We start from the raw sequence: 17,467 nt of genomic DNA, 5'->3' as shown, positions 1-17,467 counted from the left end.
GTTTTTTTGAATGTAAGGCTATGCTTCCGAAGCAAGTTTTGTTTCGAAGAATATACAGATTGAAGCATATGCTCAACAAAAACTTTTAGGAGATTACATTACAATGACCCATTCAATGAACAATACACCTGTACCCTTGCATGAAGCAGAACGGGTCGATGACCTGCTCACCCATGATCTGAGAATTATCCAGAGTGACGAAGTATTCAGCTTCTCGATGGATGCCGTGCTGCTGGCACGGTTCGCCAGTGTACCGCCGCGCGGACGGGTGCTTGACCTGTGTACGGGTAACGGAGTAATTCCTATGCTACTGACTACACGGACGAAGGCTTCTATTGAAGGAATCGAACTTCAGCCCCGTCTGGCAGACATGGCCCGGCGTAGTGTATCGCTTAACGGTCTGGAGGAGCGGGTGCAGATTCATGAGGGCGATTTGCGGGAGCTTCATCTTACAGCCGGCTATGGTGTATATGATGCGATCACGGTGAATCCCCCTTATATGCCGCTGAACGGGAGTGATTTGAAGCTGAATTCCCATCAGGCAATGGCCCGCCATGAAATCGGTTGTACCCTGGAGGAGGTCATTCAGGCCTGTGTCCGGCTGGTCCGTACCGGAGGCAAAGTCAGCATGGTGCATAAGCCGCAGCGCCTCGTGGATATTATCAGTCTGATGCGGAAGCACCGGCTGGAGCCGAAGCTGATCCGCTTTGTGCATCCCCGCGCCCATCTGGAAGCGAATATGGTTCTGATCGAGGCTGCACGAGACGGGAAGCCGGAGGTGCGTTTACAACCGCCTTTAATCGTATATAATGAGGACAATCAATATTGCCCTGAGATTATGGATATTTATTACGGGAACAAAGAGGATACGAGCCAATGACCATACAATGCCAAAGCAGCTTTCAAAACAACCATGACGGAGCGAAGCTCGAAGGATGCGGGTGCCTGTATCTGGTGGCTACACCGATCGGCAATCTGGAGGATATGACTTACAGGGCAGTGCGCATGCTGAAGGAATGCGATATTATCGCCGCTGAGGATACGAGGCAGACGCGTAAGTTGCTGAGCCATTTTGAAATTACACCGTCCATGCTGTTCAGTTATCATGAGCATAACAAGGCTGCCAGTGGACCGGAGCTGATACGTTATATAATAGAAGGTAAAAATTTGGCACTCGTCAGCGATGCCGGTCTGCCAGCGATTTCCGACCCTGGTGCCGATCTGGTGGCTCTGGCTGTCAGCCATCAGATTCCGGTGATTCCGGTGCCTGGGGCAAATGCCGCATTGTCGGCATTGATTGCCTCAGGACTGCCTACGGCCAGCTTCACATTCATTGGCTTCCTGCCTAGGGAGCGAAAAGATATCCGTGCCGTTCTGGCACCTCTGCGCTCTGCCCAAGGGACACTCCTCTTCTATGAGTCCCCGCACCGCGTTGCCAAGACCCTTGTTCATTTGCAGGAGGCCTTCGGCAACCGCCGGATCACACTAGCGCGTGAGCTGACTAAGCGGTATGAGGAGTTCCTGCGAGGAAGCATTGAGGAATGTCTGGCCTGGCTGGAGGAGCATCCCCCGCTTGGAGAGTACGTAATTGTCCTTGAGGGAGAGAGTAAAGAGGAGGCCGAGCTGGCCGAGTCTTCGTGGTGGCGTCAGCTTAGTACTGGGGAGCATGTAGCCCACTATGAGGCTTCAGGTTTAACGCGTAAGGATGCGATGAAAAAGGCAGCGTCTGACCGCGGCTTGTCCAAGCGCGATATTTATAATGAACTCCTGGAGCGGAGTTAGAACACTGCTGTGCCGGAAAGGTTCGGCGTAACGGCCCCCTGCGGTCCGTTATCTCCGGTCCGTTAGAGCAAATTCGCCAGTCGTAATTATTCCAATTCCGAACAGTTTTAAGCGGTAAGGTATAATTCCAGTAAAAACCTAAAAATGGGTTTATTCATCTGATCACCCAATGAAATAAATGTATTCTATACAATTATATGGGCCAAATCATTCCTTTTATTTGTTATAGTTGTAGTTTATACATTTAAATGTATAGGAAAATGAATAATGTAGAGGATTTATATGGATGTAAGTGTACAAAGTACACTTATAATGATCAGATGGATGATTTAGCAATAAATAGCTGTACGGAATACAGTTATCCAAATCTCCTAAGCCGCTAGCTGCTCCATAGTAAAGCGATTCCCGCAGGGAGAGCGCGTCCTGGCACAAAAGAAAGTCAGCAGCCAGTAACCATCAAGCACCCAAGCCGCTAGTCGCTCTAAAGTAAAGCGATTCCCGCAGGGAGAGCGGGTCTACGCAGATCAGTGGCACGAGACCACCCGGCGCAGCTGCCATAGGCAACCTGACAATGGCGAAACCCTTCGCATGGCAAGGTCTGAGGGATCACCGTAGGGAGGCCGAGAAGGGCCGGTCCACCGTCAATCCCTGCTTCCTTCCGCGCCAGCTGCAGAGATCCGCCAAGCTTCCGGGTGTCCAGAGGGCCGGGGCCCTTGGGGCCCTCCCTGTAGGGAGGGTTTGGGAGGGTAAGAACCAGAGATTTAATAAGTAGATGTGGGGTTTGGGAAGTAGATTTTAAAAAAATAAAAAGGGGTTCCGGGGAAAGTCCCCGAAAACAACACATAAAAAATACCTCCCGCGCGAACGGGAGGCCAAGGAGATATAAAAAGGTTAGAATTAACAATTGGATTAGTTCCTATTATACCCTATTTATTTTAGTTTGTCACAGGGGTAGGGATAGCCGAAATGCATTCATGACAAACAATTTTACCTTTGAAGTAAGTTACATTCTCAGCATTGCCGCAGAAAATGCAAGCAGGCTCGTATTTCTTAAGCATGATCCGCTCACCGTCCACGTAAATTTCGAGCGCATCTTTTTCTCCAATGCCCAGGGTGCGACGCAATTCAATTGGAATAACGACCCGTCCAAGCTCATCTACCTTACGTACAATTCCTGTTGATTTCATCATTACAATCGTTGCTCCTCTCAATGTTCAAAAGCGTCATTATTCGACATTCTTCACTGTTTTATGATATTTATAATACCAACCATTCCCAAAACAGTCAACCTTTTTTCAGGCTAATTTTAAGGAATCTTTTGAGACCACATTTATTTCGCGTTTGATCGGGCAAATCACTCTGAAATAGCTTATTAAGATGTTTGTCGATTTGGCAGTGTATGAATCGCTAATATTCGACAAAGAGCGACAATATATTATATAAAACAAGAAAAGGAGATGATTTCATGAAGCAACCGCTGTCAGAAGAGAAGGTATTTAAGGACCCGGTTCACAACTACATCCATGTACAGGACACTATTATCTGGAGATTGATCAATACTATGGAGTTCCAGCGTCTGCGGCGCATCCGGCAGTTGGGCACCTCCTATTTGACCTTTCACGGAGCGGAACACAGCCGGTTCTCCCATTCTCTGGGGGTATATGAGATTACGCGGAGGATTATCTCCCAGTTTGAACGGAGCGGCTACAAGGACTGGATGCCGGAGGAGAGGTTGCTTACCCTGTGTGCGGCACTGCTGCATGATTTGGGGCATGGCCCCTTTTCCCATTCTATAGAAGAAGCTTTCGAAATGGATCATGAAGACTGGACCTGCCGTATCATTCTGGAAGATACAGAGGTCACTGCTATTCTGCGTGATGTGGCTGAAGATTTCCCCGGTAAAGTAGCCTCGGTCATCTCCAAAACCTATGAGCATGAAATTGTTGTCAATTTGGTGTCGGGACCGCTGGATGCTGACCGGATGGATTATCTGCTCCGGGATGCATATTATACAGGAGTGAATTACGGAACCATCGACATCGACCGGATTCTGCGGATGCTGCGTCCTTATGACGGCCGGGTGGTTGTGAAGGAATCGGGGATGCATGCGATTGAGGATTACCTGATGTCGCGGTATCAGATGTACTGGCAGGTCTATTTCCATCCGGTAACCCGCAGCTCAGAGATTATTCTCAGACAGATTCTCCGCCGGGCCAAGGAGCTGATGCAGCAGCAGCATGCCTTCCGCTTCATGATCGAGCCTTTAAGTGATCTGTTCAGCGGAGAGGTAACGGTAAGGCAGTATCTGCTGCTGGATGAAGCCTTGATGCAGACTGCTTTCATGCAGTGGACGCTGGAGGAGGATGATATCCTGAGCGACTTGTGCAGCCGCTTTATCCATCGTAAACTGTATAAATATGTGGAGATGGAGCATTTGGATTCTGACATGATTGACGAAATTCGCCGCAGCTTTGCCGGTGCAGGACTCCGGCCCGATTATGACCTGGAAATTGATTATCCCACCGATCTTCCCTATGATGTATTCCGTCCGGGAGACGGCTTTGACAGCAAGCAGATCCTGCTTCTGGACAAGCATGAGCGGCTGAGGGAAATCTCCGAGGTCTCGGATATTGTACGCTCGATCAGCGGTATTCACCGCGGCAGACACCATCTGTATTTTCCGCAGGACAGGCTGCAGAAAGCCCTTCCACAGCTGCCGCCATCCATCGCAGAGATTTTTGCCAAATAACAGATCAAGCTTGAAATTATAGATACAATAACAGGCCGAAAGGATGTAATGTAATGCAGTTATTCGACACCCATACCCATCTGGACGCTCCACAATTCGACGAAGACCGCGAAGAGGTCATTGCCAGGGCACTGGAAGCCGGCGTCAGTAAGATGATCAACATCGGCTTTAACCGGGACACGATACCGACGACTATGCAGCTTGCCGAGAAGTATGATTATATTTATGCAGCCGTTGGCTGGCATCCCCAGGATGCCATCACGATGGAGGACGGAGATTTGGAATGGATCGCTTCCTTGTGCTCTCATCCCAAGGTGGTTGCCATTGGTGAGATCGGGCTGGATTACTACTGGGACACCTCCCCCAAGGATGTGCAGCATGAAGTATTCCGCAAGCAGATCGGGCTGGCCCGTGAGCTGAAGATGCCAATCTGTATTCATAACCGCGATGCTCATGAAGATGTGATCCGCATCCTCCGTGAGGAGAAGGCAGGCGAGGTTGGCGGCGTAATGCACTCCTTCTCCGGTAGCTGGGAAAGTGCCAAGATGTGTCTTGATTTGGGCTTCCATCTTTCTTTTGGAGGACCGATTACGTTCAAGAATGCACGGGTGCCTAAAGAGGTGCTTGCCCAGACGCCGCTGGACCGGCTGCTGATCGAAACCGACTCCCCATATCTGACTCCGCACCCCTTCCGGGGCAAGCGAAATGAGACCGCTCATGTGAGGCTGGTAGCGGAGGCGGCCGCGGCAATAAAAGGGATTGAATTACAGGAATTGGCGGAAATTACGTATGCGAACGCACTGGAACGATTTGGGATACTCTGAAAACGGGAGTAAAAGCGGTGAAAAATGAAGTATAGCGGATATATTAAACTTTTATAATGGGAAAATGGCCGATTATTACAATATTTTAATCATTTTTTTACGTAAACGTGGTTGAATCGTCCTTTACAACATGTATCAAAACAGGATATCATCTTTTCAGTGCAGTGAGCTGTTGTAACTGTGACAGTCACTAATTTCATGGATCGTCTCGCTGAGTCTCCGGAAGCGGAGAATGGGGGAACCAATAATGCTCTGCCGCATGAACGTACAAGAGTGCAACCGCAGAATTGCCGCAGGCATTATTTGATTTCTTTACGTGGTCTTGGGGTGAATTTGAGGGCAACCGCCGTGAGCGGGTGACCTGAGATAGGGCGTCTCTCTTATGTCCGAACCCGACAGCTAACCCCGTAAGCGCAAGTAAGAGAGGAAACCTCGTGCATAAGCATTCCGACGTATTCGACACCGGGAAGCCACGAAAGAGTCCTCTATGAACTCTTTTTTAGGCTTCTTTTGTTTTGAATAATGAGAATGCTCCCGGCATACTGTTATATAACAGATCTCCGGAGTAACTATGCCGAGCAGGCGATCCATGAGCAGGAAACGCTGAAGCAAGTGCGGGCGTATCCTGTTGCAAACTCAAACCTAGTTTCGTCAGAAGTGATACAGTCTACCTTGATATAACTTGGACGACGGGGCTATGTAAGGAGGATGGAAAGAGTGGGCGTATTCCAACCAGAGGTATCCCATGATTCGCAATCATCCAGCAGGTCTTTCGCATTACGGTTGAAGCAAGTGAATCCCCGCGTAGTTTTACTTGCCGGTGTGGCATCGATTGTTATCGCACTGTTAATACTGCTGTACGTACACGGTCAGAGCAAAAAAGAAATTACCCTAGTAATAGACGGACAGGTACAGAAACTGGAGACGCGGGAAACGCTGTTCAGTGATGTGCTGGCTAAGGAACAGATTTCGCTGCAGGCGCATGATGAATTATCTATTGGCCTTAGTGATGAAATAAAAGACGGCGACCGTATCGTGATTAACACTGCGCAAAAGCTCGCTCTTACCGTAGACGGAAAGACCGAGACGTTATTTACGACCGAGGATACCATTGGTCAGGCCATCAGCAAGCTGGGCTACAGCCTGGAAGGCTTAGACAAGATTTACCCTTCGCTAGACACCGCAGTATCTGCAGACATGGAAATCAAAATTGTCCGGATTAACAAGCATGTGGTTCAACGGACAACTAATTTGCCTTTCCGGGTCATTAAGACAGCAGACCCCTCATTGACCAAGGGAACCGTAAGAGTGGCACAGGCAGGTAAGCCGGGCGTAATGATCCAGCACATCGAGAAGATCTATCAAGATGGCGAGCTGGCATCCATGCGCATGATCGGCAAGGAAGTACAGACGGTTACCAAGGACAAAGTCATTGCCATTGGAACCAAGCCGCTTCCTAAGCCCGTCGTAGTTACTGCCAAAGTCTCCAAACCTGTAACAACCTCCAAGTCATCTAAAGCCAGCGCAAAGGCCAGCAATATTACCAGTAAGGCTGGTGTGGATTTCGAGTACAAAAGAATGATCAAAAACGTATCCATGACCGCGTATTCGTCGCAGGAACCGGGTATTGGAACACGTACTGCCTCCGGCACACGCGTAACGGAAGGCCGTACTATAGCTGTAGATCCTAGTATTATACCAATTGGCTGGTGGGTGTACATTGAAGGATTAGGGTTTCGCCGAGCAGAGGATACCGGCGGTGCCATTAAAGGCAACAAGGTGGATGTCTATTACGATTCACTGAGCCATGCCCGTAATTTCGGCCGCAAGTCGCGCACACTCTATGTGATCGGACCTGTGAAGCCGGAGCTGAACTAAACGTAAAGTCTTTTGCAAATTAGCGGTTAATACGATATAGTGAGGGAAGCACTTACGGAATTTTAGAGAGCTGCCGCTCATCACTTATACATTCTTTAGCCAAAAAGAAGGGGAGCGAATCCTCTTCTTTTTGCGTTCTGGAGTAAGGAGTAAAATTATTTATGATTAAAGAGCTAATTGTGGTTGAAGGGAAAAGTGATACCGTTGCCGTTAAGCGGGCGGTTGAGGCCGATACGATTGAAACCGGGGGTTCGGCAGTGGATAGCAGGGTCATTGCCAAGATCAAGCTGGCCATGGAGCGCCGGGGTGTAATCATTCTTACCGACCCGGATCATGCCGGAGAGCGAATCCGCAAAATCGTCGCGGCCAAGGTGCCGGGCTGCAAGCATGCCTTCATCCCGGAGAAGGATGCCACCCGTAAAGGCGATATCGGAATAGAGAATGCTTCGCCTGAGGCTATCCGCCATGCGCTGGAGCATGTACATACCTCCTTCGAGGGGGCACAGGCTATCATCGGACTGGATGAACTCATGGCCGCAGGGCTGATGGTGCATCCCCGGGCGGCTGAGCGCAGAATGCAGCTTGGTAATCTGCTCGGTATCGGTTATTGCAATGGCAAGCAGCTGTACAAACGTCTGGCGATGTTCGGCATTACCCGCGAAGAATTCGCGCAGGCCCTCGCCCAAATTGATCAGGGAGGCATTACTTCATGAGCGGTATCGAGAATATCTCGTCCCCAACAAGAACCAAAGCGATAATACAGCGTTACGGATTCTCCTTCAAAAAAAGCTTGGGCCAGAACTTTCTGATTGATCAGAATATTCTGGATAAAATCGTGGATGCCGCCGGTCTGGACAGCACAGCCGGTGCGCTTGAGATTGGGCCGGGGATTGGAGCACTGACGGAACGGCTGGCGATGACGGCCGGGGCTGTCACTGCGGTAGAGATTGACCGCAGGCTGATTCCGATTCTTAGGGATGTCCTGTCGCCTTATGCCCATGTGAAGATCCGTAATGACGATGTGCTGAAGGTGAATCTGCAGGAGCTGTTCGCTGAGGATTTCGCGGGCAGGGACCGGGTTAGTGTCGTAGCGAACCTGCCTTATTATGTGACTACACCCATCCTCATGAAGCTGCTGGAGGAGAAGCTGCCGCTGGATAATATCGTAGTCATGATCCAGAAGGAGGTTGCTGAGCGTATGGCGGCGTCTCCAGGCGGCAAGGAGTACGGCAGCTTAAGTATTGCCGTCCAGTATTACAGCGAGCCTGAGCTGGTCTGTATGGTGCCGCGTACGGTGTTCATCCCGCAGCCGAACGTGGAATCGGCTGTGATCCGGCTGAAGGTCAGAGAACGCCCTCCGGTGGAGGTAGCGGACGAGAAGCATTTCTTTGGTGTGGTTCAAGCCTCCTTCACCCAGCGGCGCAAGACGATTGCCAATAATCTTAAGGCCCGCTTCTTCCCGGAAGAAGGGCGGGAGCGCCTGGAGGCGCTGCTCTCCGAAGCCGGCATTGAACCCTCGCGGCGCGGCGAGACGCTTAGCATTGAAGAGTATGCCCGTCTCAGTGCGGTTCTTCTGGCCGCAGGCATTGCATAGAATACAGAAAACCCTCCCGGCGGATGAACCAACCGGGGCCTTTGCCCATAACATGGGGTAGAGGTGGTGTTATGATGAATCTAGGAGACTTGGTCATTCGTAAATCCTATGGCGGCGATGTGACCTTTCGGGTAGACAATATAATGCAGAATAGAGCAGTCATTAAAGGCACGGAGTTCCGTCTGCTGGCGGATTCCCCGCTGGAGGATCTGGTTCAGGTGCCTCCTACACGGGTTACTGAGCGGGGAGCGCGTGCGCAGATCAAGGCAACAGAATCTTTAACCTGGCTGCGTAAAGACCGGCAGATCCAGAGCCAGCGAAGCGGAGAAAGCGTATCGGGGTCCACGGGAACCTGGGGCCCGTCTCCGAAGGAAGCGGCTTACTTTGAAGTGCCGGGCAAGGTCCTGCATTTGGATGGGGATGCGCTCTATCTGAAGAAGAGCCTGAGCCTCTACGAGCAGCTGCGCATACCTGCGGAGGGACATCATGTCAACGAATCCAAAATGGCAGAGACGCTGTACCGTCTGCTGCCCCGTGTGCGTCCGGATATCGTAGTGATTACCGGCCATGATGGAGTACTTAAGCAACAGCAGAATTATGATTTGTACAGTCTGAGCAGCTATAAGAATTCACAGAATTTTGTGGCAGCCATCCGGGTGGCCCGGGAGTACGAACGGAATTTCGATGCCTTGACGATCGTAGCCGGAGCCTGCCAGTCGCACTTTGAGGCTCTCCTGGGCAATGGTGCCAACTTCGCCAGCTCCCCGGGCAGAATACTCATTCATGCCCTGGACCCGGTGTATATCGCGGCCAAGGCCTCTTTTACCTCCATCCGGGATACGGTGAACCTAAGCGATGTACTGAGCCATACGATCAGCGGCAATCAGGGGATGGGCGGAATAGAGACGCGGGGCAGCTTCCGGATCGGAATGCCTCAGCTGCAGAACCTGGCTACGCTGAAGGTAGCGCCTTCGGTGCTGTAACCGGGCAAGGGATAACTGAACAGGTCGATGGAATAGGGTAAGCATTCGTGCTTATCCTATTTTTGCTGCCACGGAAGCCGCTTACGACACAAGATGGGCCAGAGAGCAGCCAGTCACCATTACGGATAACAAGGTGCTTAGGTCAGGACTTTCCCCGTCTAAAAAAAATCCGTTGACAACTTTTTTCTCATCATCTATAATTATTTATTTAATTTGACAAGTGGTTATAGAAGTTGTATAATGGACAAGGAAAGAGGTGGTCGTCAGGCAATGGCTAATAACGCGCTGTTGGAAATTAAACGCAGTCTTGAAGCTCACGTCGGTCATAAGATCACGTTGCGGGCTAACGGTGGCCGTCGGAAGACCGTTGAACGCACCGGTGTCCTGGAAGAAACGTACCCTTCTGTATTTATTGTCAAACTCGATCAGGAGCAGCAGACATTCAAGCGTGTCTCCTATAGCTATGCCGATATACTTACTGAATCTGTGGAAATCACAGTTACCGAAGACGATGGGCAGATGCGGATTATGTATATCAAAGCTTAGCGTCATGACAGTCTCCCTGCAGGGGGGCTGTTTTTTGATAGAATTTTTATGTGTTGGGGTCCCCGCAAAGTACCTGAGTCATCACCTACGCTAAAGCCCCACTTTGTGGGGTTATTTTGAAATATAAGAATTTATATGTTGCACACGATAAATTATCCTTCTATTTCTCGCTGAAACGGTACCGTCCTATTAAAGGACGGTTAAGCCGTTTCCACTTGCATGTACGGGGTCTTCCTGAATTATGCTGCATGACACTGGCCTCCTGGCTGCATACTACATAGGCAGTACGTCCATCATAGAGCAGCATACAAGGGAGGAATTCGTAATGAGCCGCAGAAGACGGAGCATGATGTCGGAGGAATTGAAGACGGAGCTGGCAAAGGAGCTTGGGTTCTACGAAACGGTAGAGCAGGAGGGCTGGGGCGGGATTCGGGCAGTCGACGCCGGGAATATGGTGAAGCGGGCGATTCAGCTGGCAGAGCAGGCCGCTGCGAGGAAATCGTAAGTTGCTATAGCGGTTCATGCCGCACCGGGTATCGCCTGCGGGCGGTACCTTTTCTGCTTTATAAACACGGATGTTTATTTAATGGACTTCACTGTCAGTTTCTCATATAATATGTTAAGTTGTTTTGTACGGGAAAAGCTGAGGGTGGGTGAACGCCTTGAAAATGTATGAGAAGGCACCGGCAAAAATTAATTTGATGCTGGATGTGCTGCATAAGCGGGCTGACGGATTTCATGAAGTGGAAATGATAATGACAATGGTCGATCTGGCGGACCGTCTGGAGCTATCGGAGCTGAAGCGGGATTCAATTATTATCTCAAGCCAGGCCGGATATATTCCGCTGGATGAGAAGAATCTGGCCTTCCAGGCGGCAAGGCTGATCAAGGACCGGTATAACGTCAGAAGCGGAGTACATATCCATTTGGACAAAAGAATTCCGGTCGCTGCCGGCCTCGCCGGCGGCAGCAGCGATGCCGCAGCTACGCTGCGCGGCCTGAACCGGCTCTGGCGCCTGGGCATCCCGGTGCAAGAGCTGCAGGAGCTAGGCGCTGAGCTGGGCTCAGACGTCCCGTTCTGCGTCACAGGAGGCACTGCCCTGGCTACGGGCAGGGGCGAACAGCTAACCCAAATCGCGAATCCGCCGCAAATGTGGGTCATCCTGGCGAAGCCGCCGATCAATGTATCAACAGCTGAGGTATACGGACGCGTGCGCGCCGGCAACATAGCGGTGCATCCGTCCGCGCTCCGCATGCAGCAGGCTCTGGAGGCCGGTGACTTCTCAGCCGTCTGTGAGGGCCTCGGCAACGTGCTGGAGGATGTGACTCTGAAGCTGCACCCTGAGGTGCAGCAGCTCAAGGAAGCGATGCTGAAGCTGGGGGCGGACGGCGTGCTGATGTCGGGGAGCGGTCCGACCGTATTTGGCCTTGTCTCCAAGCACTCCAAGGTGGCGAGAATTTATAACGGGCTGCGCGGATTCTGTAAGGAAGTCTATGCAGTGCGTTCGCTTAGCTAAGCGGAACGGGACCCTGCTCTGATAACGGCGGCAAAGCGGTTTCCGCTTGTGTAAATCCGTACAATAATGATATTATTCATAGTAATATTCGGTTTTGTATAAAGTGAATTTAAGAATCGAGCATGCATTATTCTTAAATTCAGCTTATAAGGCGAGGAGCATTCCGTGAAAAAACTTAAACGAAGCCAACGGTTAGTTGACATGACCCAATTTTTACTGGAGAAGCCGCATGATCTGCTGCCGCTGTCCACTTTTGCAGAGCGGTACGGTGCGGCGAAGTCATCGGTCAGCGAGGACCTGGCTATTATAAAAGAGGTATTTGAAGGCGAAGGGATGGGCGAGCTGCAGACACTGGCCGGGGCAGCGGGTGGAGTGCGGTATATTCCGCGCATGCCCATGGATATGGCGCTTGCCTTCGTGAACCGTCTGTGCGGGCAGCTTGAGCAGAGTGACCGGATTCTGCCCGGCGGTTATCTGTATATGTCGGATTTGCTCGGCCTTCCATCCCTTATGGAGCAGGCAGGCAAGATCATTGCTACAGCCTTCTACGGCGTGGAGATTGACGTCGTCATGACGGTGGAGACCAAAGGGATTCCGCTGGCGTACGCAACGGCTGCTCAGCTGGGGCTGCCGGTTGTGCTGGTACGCCGTGACCATCAGGTAACGGAGGGCTCAGCTGTAAGCATCAACTATGTATCAGGCTCCCATAAGAGCATCCATACGATGTCCCTGTCCAGACGGGCGCTGCGTGAGAAATCCCGGGTGCTGATTGTCGATGACTTCATGAAGGCGGGCGGCACCGTACGCGGAATGGTCGATCTGCTGGGTGAGTTCAATGCAGAGGTCGCAGGTGTAGGTGTGCTCGTAGAGTCCGGCGACGTGGAGAATGAAGAACGTCTACTGCATGACTACGTGTCTCTGGTGAAGCTGACAGAGGTGGACTCCAAGGTGCGGCGTATTTCGGCGTTTCCGGGCAACTATTTCTCCTCCTGAATGAGTGATATGGCCGGTTCTGAAAAATAGGGCATAATGTCGAAACTATGAGGATTCTTAAGATAACTGCACGAAATCTGTCGAAATTGACGGTTCTGCGAAAATAATCTTCTTAATCAGGCATTATTTGGAATGAAAAAGAAGGAATTCGCTTTGCTGTGTGGAATTATACACCAAGTCTCTGATGGAAAAAGGTGGTGAACACACACATGCAAATTACGGATGTCAGACTCCGCCGCGTCAACTCTGAGGGGAGAATGAAAGCAATCGCATCCATTACAATCGATAACGAGTTTGTTGTTCATGACATTCGCGTCATCGACGGGAATAACGGGATGTTTGTTGCAATGCCCAGCAAGCGTACACCTGACGGAGAATTCCGCGATATCGCACACCCGATTTCTTCGGGAACGCGCGAAAAGATTCAATCTGCGGTTCTGGCCGAGTACGAACGTGCCGCTACGGAAGAAGAGGAAGTTATTGAAGAGGGAGCTTAAGCGGTGAACCGCTGACTCTCTGGGAGTTGCTGCCTCCCCAAGGGCGGCACCAGCCCACACCGCTTTATATGTTTCGGGGTCCCCGCAAAGTACCTGGGTCAGCCTCGGAACCTAAGCCTCACTTTGTGGGGTGATTTTATTGGGGTTCGAAGAAAAGGGAACCATGCCTGCATGGTTCTCTTTTCTTTTTGCCCGGAATGAGATATATTCAGTAGTGAGTTCAAGAAGTAGGAGGTTGGCATTCTTGAAAAGAATGGCTGTTGTACTTGCTGCAGGTCAAGGCAAGCGCATGAAATCTAAATTATACAAGGTGCTGCACCCTGTCTGCGGTAAACCGATGGTAGGGCACGTGCTTGATACAGTGAAGGCGACCGGATGCCAGCGTAATGTAGTTGTTGTAGGCCACGGCGCCGAGAAGGTTAAGGCATATTTAGGCGAAGATGCCGAATATGTGCTGCAGGATGTCCAGCTTGGAACCGGCCATGCCGTCAAGCAGGCCAAGGATCTTCTGGGCAGTGAAGAAGGAACCACCATTGTTATCTGCGGAGATACGCCGCTTGTCATGAGCGAGACACTTGAAGGCATGATGGCGCTGCATGAAACGCAGAATGCTGCTGCAACAGTCCTTACTGCTGTTATGGAGCAGCCTGCCGGATATGGCCGGATTATCCGCGGCGAAGACGGCGGAGTGTTGAAGATTGTGGAACAGAAGGACTGTACAGAGAGTGAAGCTGCGGTTCAAGAGATCAATACAGGGACGTATTGTTTTGATAATGCCAAGCTCTTTGCCGCTCTGGAGAAGGTTACGAATACCAACAACCAGCAGGAGTATTATTTGACGGATGTTATCGGCATACTCCGGGCGCAGGGCGATATCGTTCTGGGTTATCAGGCCCATGATGCAGCGGAGTCCATTGGTGTGAATGACCGGCTGGCATTGTCTGAAGCCGAAGGCTATATGCGTCAGCGCATCAACCGGGGGCATATGCTCGGCGGAGTCACTATCATTGATCCGGCTTCAACCTACATTGGGGCAGAGGTTGAGATTGGAGCAGATACTGTGCTGTATCCAGGCACGGTAATCAAGGGCAAGACAGTGATCGGCGAAGATTGTGTGATCGGTCCGGCAAGTGAAATTGAAGACTGCGTGATTATGGACGGAGCGGCTGTGAAGCATTCCGTGCTGAATCAGGCTCAGGTCGGCACACGGGCTTCCGTTGGGCCTTTTGCTTATTTACGTCCCGGCACCGTTCTGGGTGAGGGTGTTAAGGTCGGCGACTTCGTAGAGATCAAGAATGCTACAATCGGCGACGGCTCCAAGGTATCTCATTTAAGCTATGTCGGTGATGCTGAGGTCGGCAAGAATGTCAATATCGGCTGCGGTGCGATCACCGTTAATTATGACGGCTATAATAAGTTCAGAACTGAGATTGGCGATGATGCCTTTATCGGCAGCAACGTGAACCTTGTTGCTCCGGTTACAGTGGGCAAGGGCGCATTCATTGTCGCCGGTTCTACTATTACGCGTGCGGTTTCGGAGAACGATCTGGCGATTGCCAGAGCAAGGCAAGAGAATAAGCCGGGTTATGCAGAGAAGATCCGCTCCCGGGCCAAGGCGAAGAAAGACCAGCATAGTCCATCGTAAAGCGTATAAGCAGAAAGCAGCTGTAGGCTTAGAGCGCCGGACGGACTTTTTGCACATCCGCGCCGGTGCTTTGGCCAGTTAAATTCCGTCACGGAGGGTTTATATTTTATGACTTATTGTGATTCCAAACTCAAGATTTTCACCTGCAACTCCAATCCTAAGCTGGCCAGCCAGATTGCTGATTATATCGGCATTCCTATGGGCGAGTCCCATACGACCAGCTTCAGTGACGGAGAGATTCAGGTTAAGCTGTCGGAGAGTGTCCGGGGCTGTCATGTCTATATCGTACAGTCCACTTGCGGACCGGTGAACGACAATCTGATGGAGCTCCTGGTGATGGTAGATGCGCTTAAGCGTGCCTCCGCAAAGAGCATCAATGTCGTGATTCCTTACTACGGGTATGCCCGTCAAGACCGTAAGGCCCGTTCCCGTGATCCGATTACGGCCAAGCTGGTAGCGAACCTGATTGAGAAGGCGGGTGCACACCGCGTCATTACTATGGACCTTCATGCGATGCAGATTCAAGGCTTCTTCGACATTCCTGTGGATCATCTGCTGGGTGTTCCGATTCTGGCTCAATACTTCCGTTCGAAGCAAATTCAGAATCCGGTGGTCGTCTCTCCTGACCATGGCGGTGTGGTGCGTGCCAGAAAACTGGCCGACTTCCTTAACGCTCCGCTGGCGATTATCGACAAGCGCCGTCCTGAACCGAACGTCAGTGAGGTCATGAACATTATCGGTAATATTGAAGGCAAAACGGCGATCCTGATCGATGATATCATCGACACAGCAGGAACAATCGTTCTGGGAGCCAATGCTCTGATGGAAGGCGGCGTGAAAGAAGTCTACGCCTGCTGTACGCATCCTGTATTGTCCGGTCCGGCGCATGAACGTCTGGAAAACTCTCCGATCAAAGAAATTATCGTGACGGATACCATTCCAATTCGCAGCAGCAACCCGACCTCGAAGCTCAAGGTGCTGTCCGTAGCACCGCTTATGGGCGAAGCTATCATTCGCGTGCATGAAGAGCTTTCGATCAGCAAGCTGTTCGAAATCGAATAGGCCGCAGGCAGATCAGCAGAAAAAGGGTTACACCTTTCGTCAAGCGGAAGATGTAACCCTTATCGGCGTGATGCACAGCGGCCGGGACCGAGGATCTTATAAGCTTCAATATCCCGGACGGGAGATAAAAGTGAAGAGACTGCGGTTGTACAGCGTACCCTGTAGCTCTACGAAGCCTTCGTCCACCGCTGTAATCACACCGATGTCTACGTGCGCGTTCCCCCTATAGACTTCAACAGGCACAGCATATTGAATATGGTACTGGAAATGGCGCTGCAGTGTTAAGATATCGCCCTGATGTGGCATGTTCATCACCTGTCTCCGGAGTATAAACTTATTGTACCAAAAACGGAACTCTTCTGCTGAGAGTACCGGGCGGAAAGGAAAAACCTTAAATATGAAATGGATTGTTGGACTCGGGAATCCCGGAACGCAATACGCGAAGACCAAACATAATGTCGGCTTCATGGCCCTCGATGAGCTTGCGTCCAGACACGGAATTGCCTTTAACCAGAATAAGTGCAAATCGGTAATCGGTGAAGGGATAATCGGTGGTGTGAAGACGGTGCTGATCAAGCCGATGACCTTCATGAACCTGTCCGGGGAAGCGGTACGGGCTTATATGGATTATTATAAGGTACAGCTGGAAGATATGATTGTGGTCTATGATGACCTGGATACGGAACTGGGAAAGATCAGGCTGCGTTATCAGGGCAGTGCCGGCGGACACAATGGCATCAAGTCCATCATTCAGCATACGGGCACCCAGAGCTTCAACCGGGTGCGGATGGGCATATCCCGTCCGGAGCCGGGCTTTGCTATAGTTGACTACGTACTATCTACCTTCGCCAAAAAGGATGGAGCAAGGCTTGAGAGCATGATAAGTGATACTTGCGATGCTGTGGAATTCAGCCTGCAGCATACCTTTGAACAGACCATGGCCAAATTCAACGGATGAAATACAAGGCATAGGGTTCAGGACCCTACGGCTAAAGCCCTCCCGGGCGGGGCATACTGGAGGTATATACTACCTTCAGGAGGCATATAGATGGCAATACACTATGTATGCAGGCACTGCCGGACGTTCTTGGGAAGCATTGGCAGAAGCGATATGACAGAGATGCAGCTGGGGCTGCAATCCTTGACCCCTGCGGAGCGCAGAGATATAATAGCGTATGATTCAGAAGGCGAGATTACGGTGAAGGTGACCTGCGATTACTGCAAGCAGGCGCTGGATAACAACCCTGAGCTCAGCCTGCTGGCCAGTCCGCTTCAGTAAGGTGGAAGCGCCTGTCTCTATCGTCATCCGCAAGCCTTGGCCTTATCCGCTGAGGCTTGTTTTCGATTCCAATTATAATAGGTGACAGCGGCGCTGCCGCTGTCAGCCTGTTTAGTAA

At 51.0% G+C, this 17,467-nt stretch carries 19 protein-coding genes and 1 riboswitch; of the genes, 17 read left to right on the top strand and 2 right to left on the bottom strand.

What is annotated here, in order from left to right:
• Window positions 1-103: 103 nt before the first annotated feature.
• Window positions 104-880: a tRNA1(Val) (adenine(37)-N6)-methyltransferase gene (locus tag MKX42_RS00885; RefSeq protein WP_340750490.1), complete on the top strand. Its 777-nt coding sequence runs from the start codon at window positions 104-106 to the stop codon at window positions 878-880.
• Window positions 877-1,782, top strand: coding sequence for a 16S rRNA (cytidine(1402)-2'-O)-methyltransferase (rsmI, locus tag MKX42_RS00880; RefSeq protein ID WP_340750488.1), 906 nt, complete (start codon window positions 877-879; stop codon window positions 1,780-1,782). Before MKX42_RS00885 ends, rsmI begins: the two co-directional genes overlap by 4 nt.
• Window positions 1,783-2,717: 935 nt before the next feature.
• Here the strand turns inward: rsmI and MKX42_RS00875 are convergent.
• Window positions 2,718-2,972, bottom strand: coding sequence for an AbrB/MazE/SpoVT family DNA-binding domain-containing protein (locus MKX42_RS00875; protein WP_019914502.1), 255 nt, complete (start codon window positions 2,970-2,972; stop codon window positions 2,718-2,720).
• Between the two features lie 275 nt (window positions 2,973-3,247).
• On the opposite strand from MKX42_RS00875, the gene MKX42_RS00870 reads away from it, so the two are divergent.
• The 13 genes from MKX42_RS00870 to MKX42_RS00810 all read left to right on the top strand — a co-directional run bounded on the left by MKX42_RS00870 (window position 3,248) and on the right by MKX42_RS00810 (window position 16,070).
• Window positions 3,248-4,531, top strand: a complete 1,284-nt coding sequence (locus tag MKX42_RS00870) for an HD domain-containing protein (protein WP_340750486.1) — start codon at window positions 3,248-3,250, stop codon at window positions 4,529-4,531.
• 53 nt (window positions 4,532-4,584) lie between these two features.
• Window positions 4,585-5,355, top strand: a complete 771-nt coding sequence (locus tag MKX42_RS00865; RefSeq protein WP_340750484.1) for a TatD family hydrolase — start codon at window positions 4,585-4,587, stop codon at window positions 5,353-5,355.
• 199 nt (window positions 5,356-5,554) lie between these two features.
• Window positions 5,555-5,784, top strand: a riboswitch (cyclic di-AMP (ydaO/yuaA leader).
• A gap of 288 nt (window positions 5,785-6,072) precedes the next feature.
• Window positions 6,073-7,233, top strand: coding sequence for a 3D domain-containing protein (locus MKX42_RS00860; RefSeq protein ID WP_340750482.1), 1,161 nt, complete (start codon window positions 6,073-6,075; stop codon window positions 7,231-7,233).
• A 161-nt stretch (window positions 7,234-7,394) separates the two neighbouring features.
• Window positions 7,395-7,946 carry a ribonuclease M5 gene (gene rnmV, locus MKX42_RS00855; RefSeq protein WP_340750480.1) on the top strand — a complete coding sequence of 184 codons (552 nt, stop codon included), beginning with the start codon at window positions 7,395-7,397 and terminating at the stop codon, window positions 7,944-7,946.
• Window positions 7,943-8,827, top strand: coding sequence for a 16S rRNA (adenine(1518)-N(6)/adenine(1519)-N(6))-dimethyltransferase RsmA (gene rsmA / locus MKX42_RS00850; RefSeq protein ID WP_340750478.1), 885 nt, complete (start codon window positions 7,943-7,945; stop codon window positions 8,825-8,827). The genes rnmV and rsmA overlap by 4 nt, the downstream gene beginning before the upstream one ends.
• A gap of 74 nt (window positions 8,828-8,901) precedes the next feature.
• Window positions 8,902-9,810 (top strand): sporulation peptidase YabG, encoded by a 909-nt coding sequence (gene yabG, locus MKX42_RS00845; RefSeq protein ID WP_340757588.1) that lies wholly within the window; start codon window positions 8,902-8,904, stop codon window positions 9,808-9,810.
• A 270-nt stretch (window positions 9,811-10,080) separates the two neighbouring features.
• Window positions 10,081-10,356: a biofilm formation stimulator Veg gene (gene veg / locus MKX42_RS00840; protein ID WP_036696386.1), complete on the top strand. Its 276-nt coding sequence runs from the start codon at window positions 10,081-10,083 to the stop codon at window positions 10,354-10,356.
• Between the two features lie 325 nt (window positions 10,357-10,681).
• The gene (locus tag MKX42_RS00835; RefSeq protein WP_036696389.1) at window positions 10,682-10,861 is read left to right on the top strand and encodes a small, acid-soluble spore protein, alpha/beta type; all 180 of its coding nucleotides are present in this window, start codon (window positions 10,682-10,684) and stop codon (window positions 10,859-10,861) included.
• A gap of 157 nt (window positions 10,862-11,018) precedes the next feature.
• The gene (gene ispE / locus MKX42_RS00830) at window positions 11,019-11,873 is read left to right on the top strand and encodes a 4-(cytidine 5'-diphospho)-2-C-methyl-D-erythritol kinase (RefSeq protein ID WP_340750476.1); all 855 of its coding nucleotides are present in this window, start codon (window positions 11,019-11,021) and stop codon (window positions 11,871-11,873) included.
• 165 nt (window positions 11,874-12,038) lie between these two features.
• The gene (gene purR, locus MKX42_RS00825) at window positions 12,039-12,866 is read left to right on the top strand and encodes a pur operon repressor (protein ID WP_036723965.1); all 828 of its coding nucleotides are present in this window, start codon (window positions 12,039-12,041) and stop codon (window positions 12,864-12,866) included.
• 209 nt (window positions 12,867-13,075) lie between these two features.
• Window positions 13,076-13,363 carry a septation regulator SpoVG gene (spoVG, locus tag MKX42_RS00820; protein ID WP_036696395.1) on the top strand — a complete coding sequence of 96 codons (288 nt, stop codon included), beginning with the start codon at window positions 13,076-13,078 and terminating at the stop codon, window positions 13,361-13,363.
• Between the two features lie 244 nt (window positions 13,364-13,607).
• On the top strand, window positions 13,608-15,008 hold the full coding sequence (glmU, locus tag MKX42_RS00815) for a bifunctional UDP-N-acetylglucosamine diphosphorylase/glucosamine-1-phosphate N-acetyltransferase GlmU (RefSeq protein ID WP_340750474.1): 1,401 nt from the start codon (window positions 13,608-13,610) through the stop codon (window positions 15,006-15,008).
• Between the two features lie 108 nt (window positions 15,009-15,116).
• Window positions 15,117-16,070: a ribose-phosphate diphosphokinase gene (locus tag MKX42_RS00810; RefSeq protein WP_019914487.1), complete on the top strand. Its 954-nt coding sequence runs from the start codon at window positions 15,117-15,119 to the stop codon at window positions 16,068-16,070.
• Window positions 16,071-16,175: 105 nt separating this feature from the next.
• Here the strand turns inward: MKX42_RS00810 and MKX42_RS00805 are convergent, their stop codons facing one another.
• Window positions 16,176-16,382, bottom strand: a complete 207-nt coding sequence (locus MKX42_RS00805; protein ID WP_379254216.1) for a hypothetical protein — start codon at window positions 16,380-16,382, stop codon at window positions 16,176-16,178.
• Between the two features lie 85 nt (window positions 16,383-16,467).
• Between MKX42_RS00805 and pth the strand changes: the two genes are divergently transcribed.
• Window positions 16,468-17,028 carry an aminoacyl-tRNA hydrolase gene (gene pth / locus MKX42_RS00800; RefSeq protein WP_340750472.1) on the top strand — a complete coding sequence of 187 codons (561 nt, stop codon included), beginning with the start codon at window positions 16,468-16,470 and terminating at the stop codon, window positions 17,026-17,028.
• Between the two features lie 90 nt (window positions 17,029-17,118).
• On the top strand, window positions 17,119-17,349 hold the full coding sequence (locus MKX42_RS00795; protein WP_340750471.1) for an anti-sigma-F factor Fin family protein: 231 nt from the start codon (window positions 17,119-17,121) through the stop codon (window positions 17,347-17,349).
• Window positions 17,350-17,467 lie beyond the last annotated feature (118 nt).

The sequence above is a fragment of the Paenibacillus sp. FSL R7-0204 genome, from assembly GCF_038002225.1.
GTDB lineage: Bacteria > Bacillota > Bacilli > Paenibacillales > Paenibacillaceae > Paenibacillus_AQ.
This window is presented reverse-complemented; position numbering and strand designations above follow the sequence as displayed.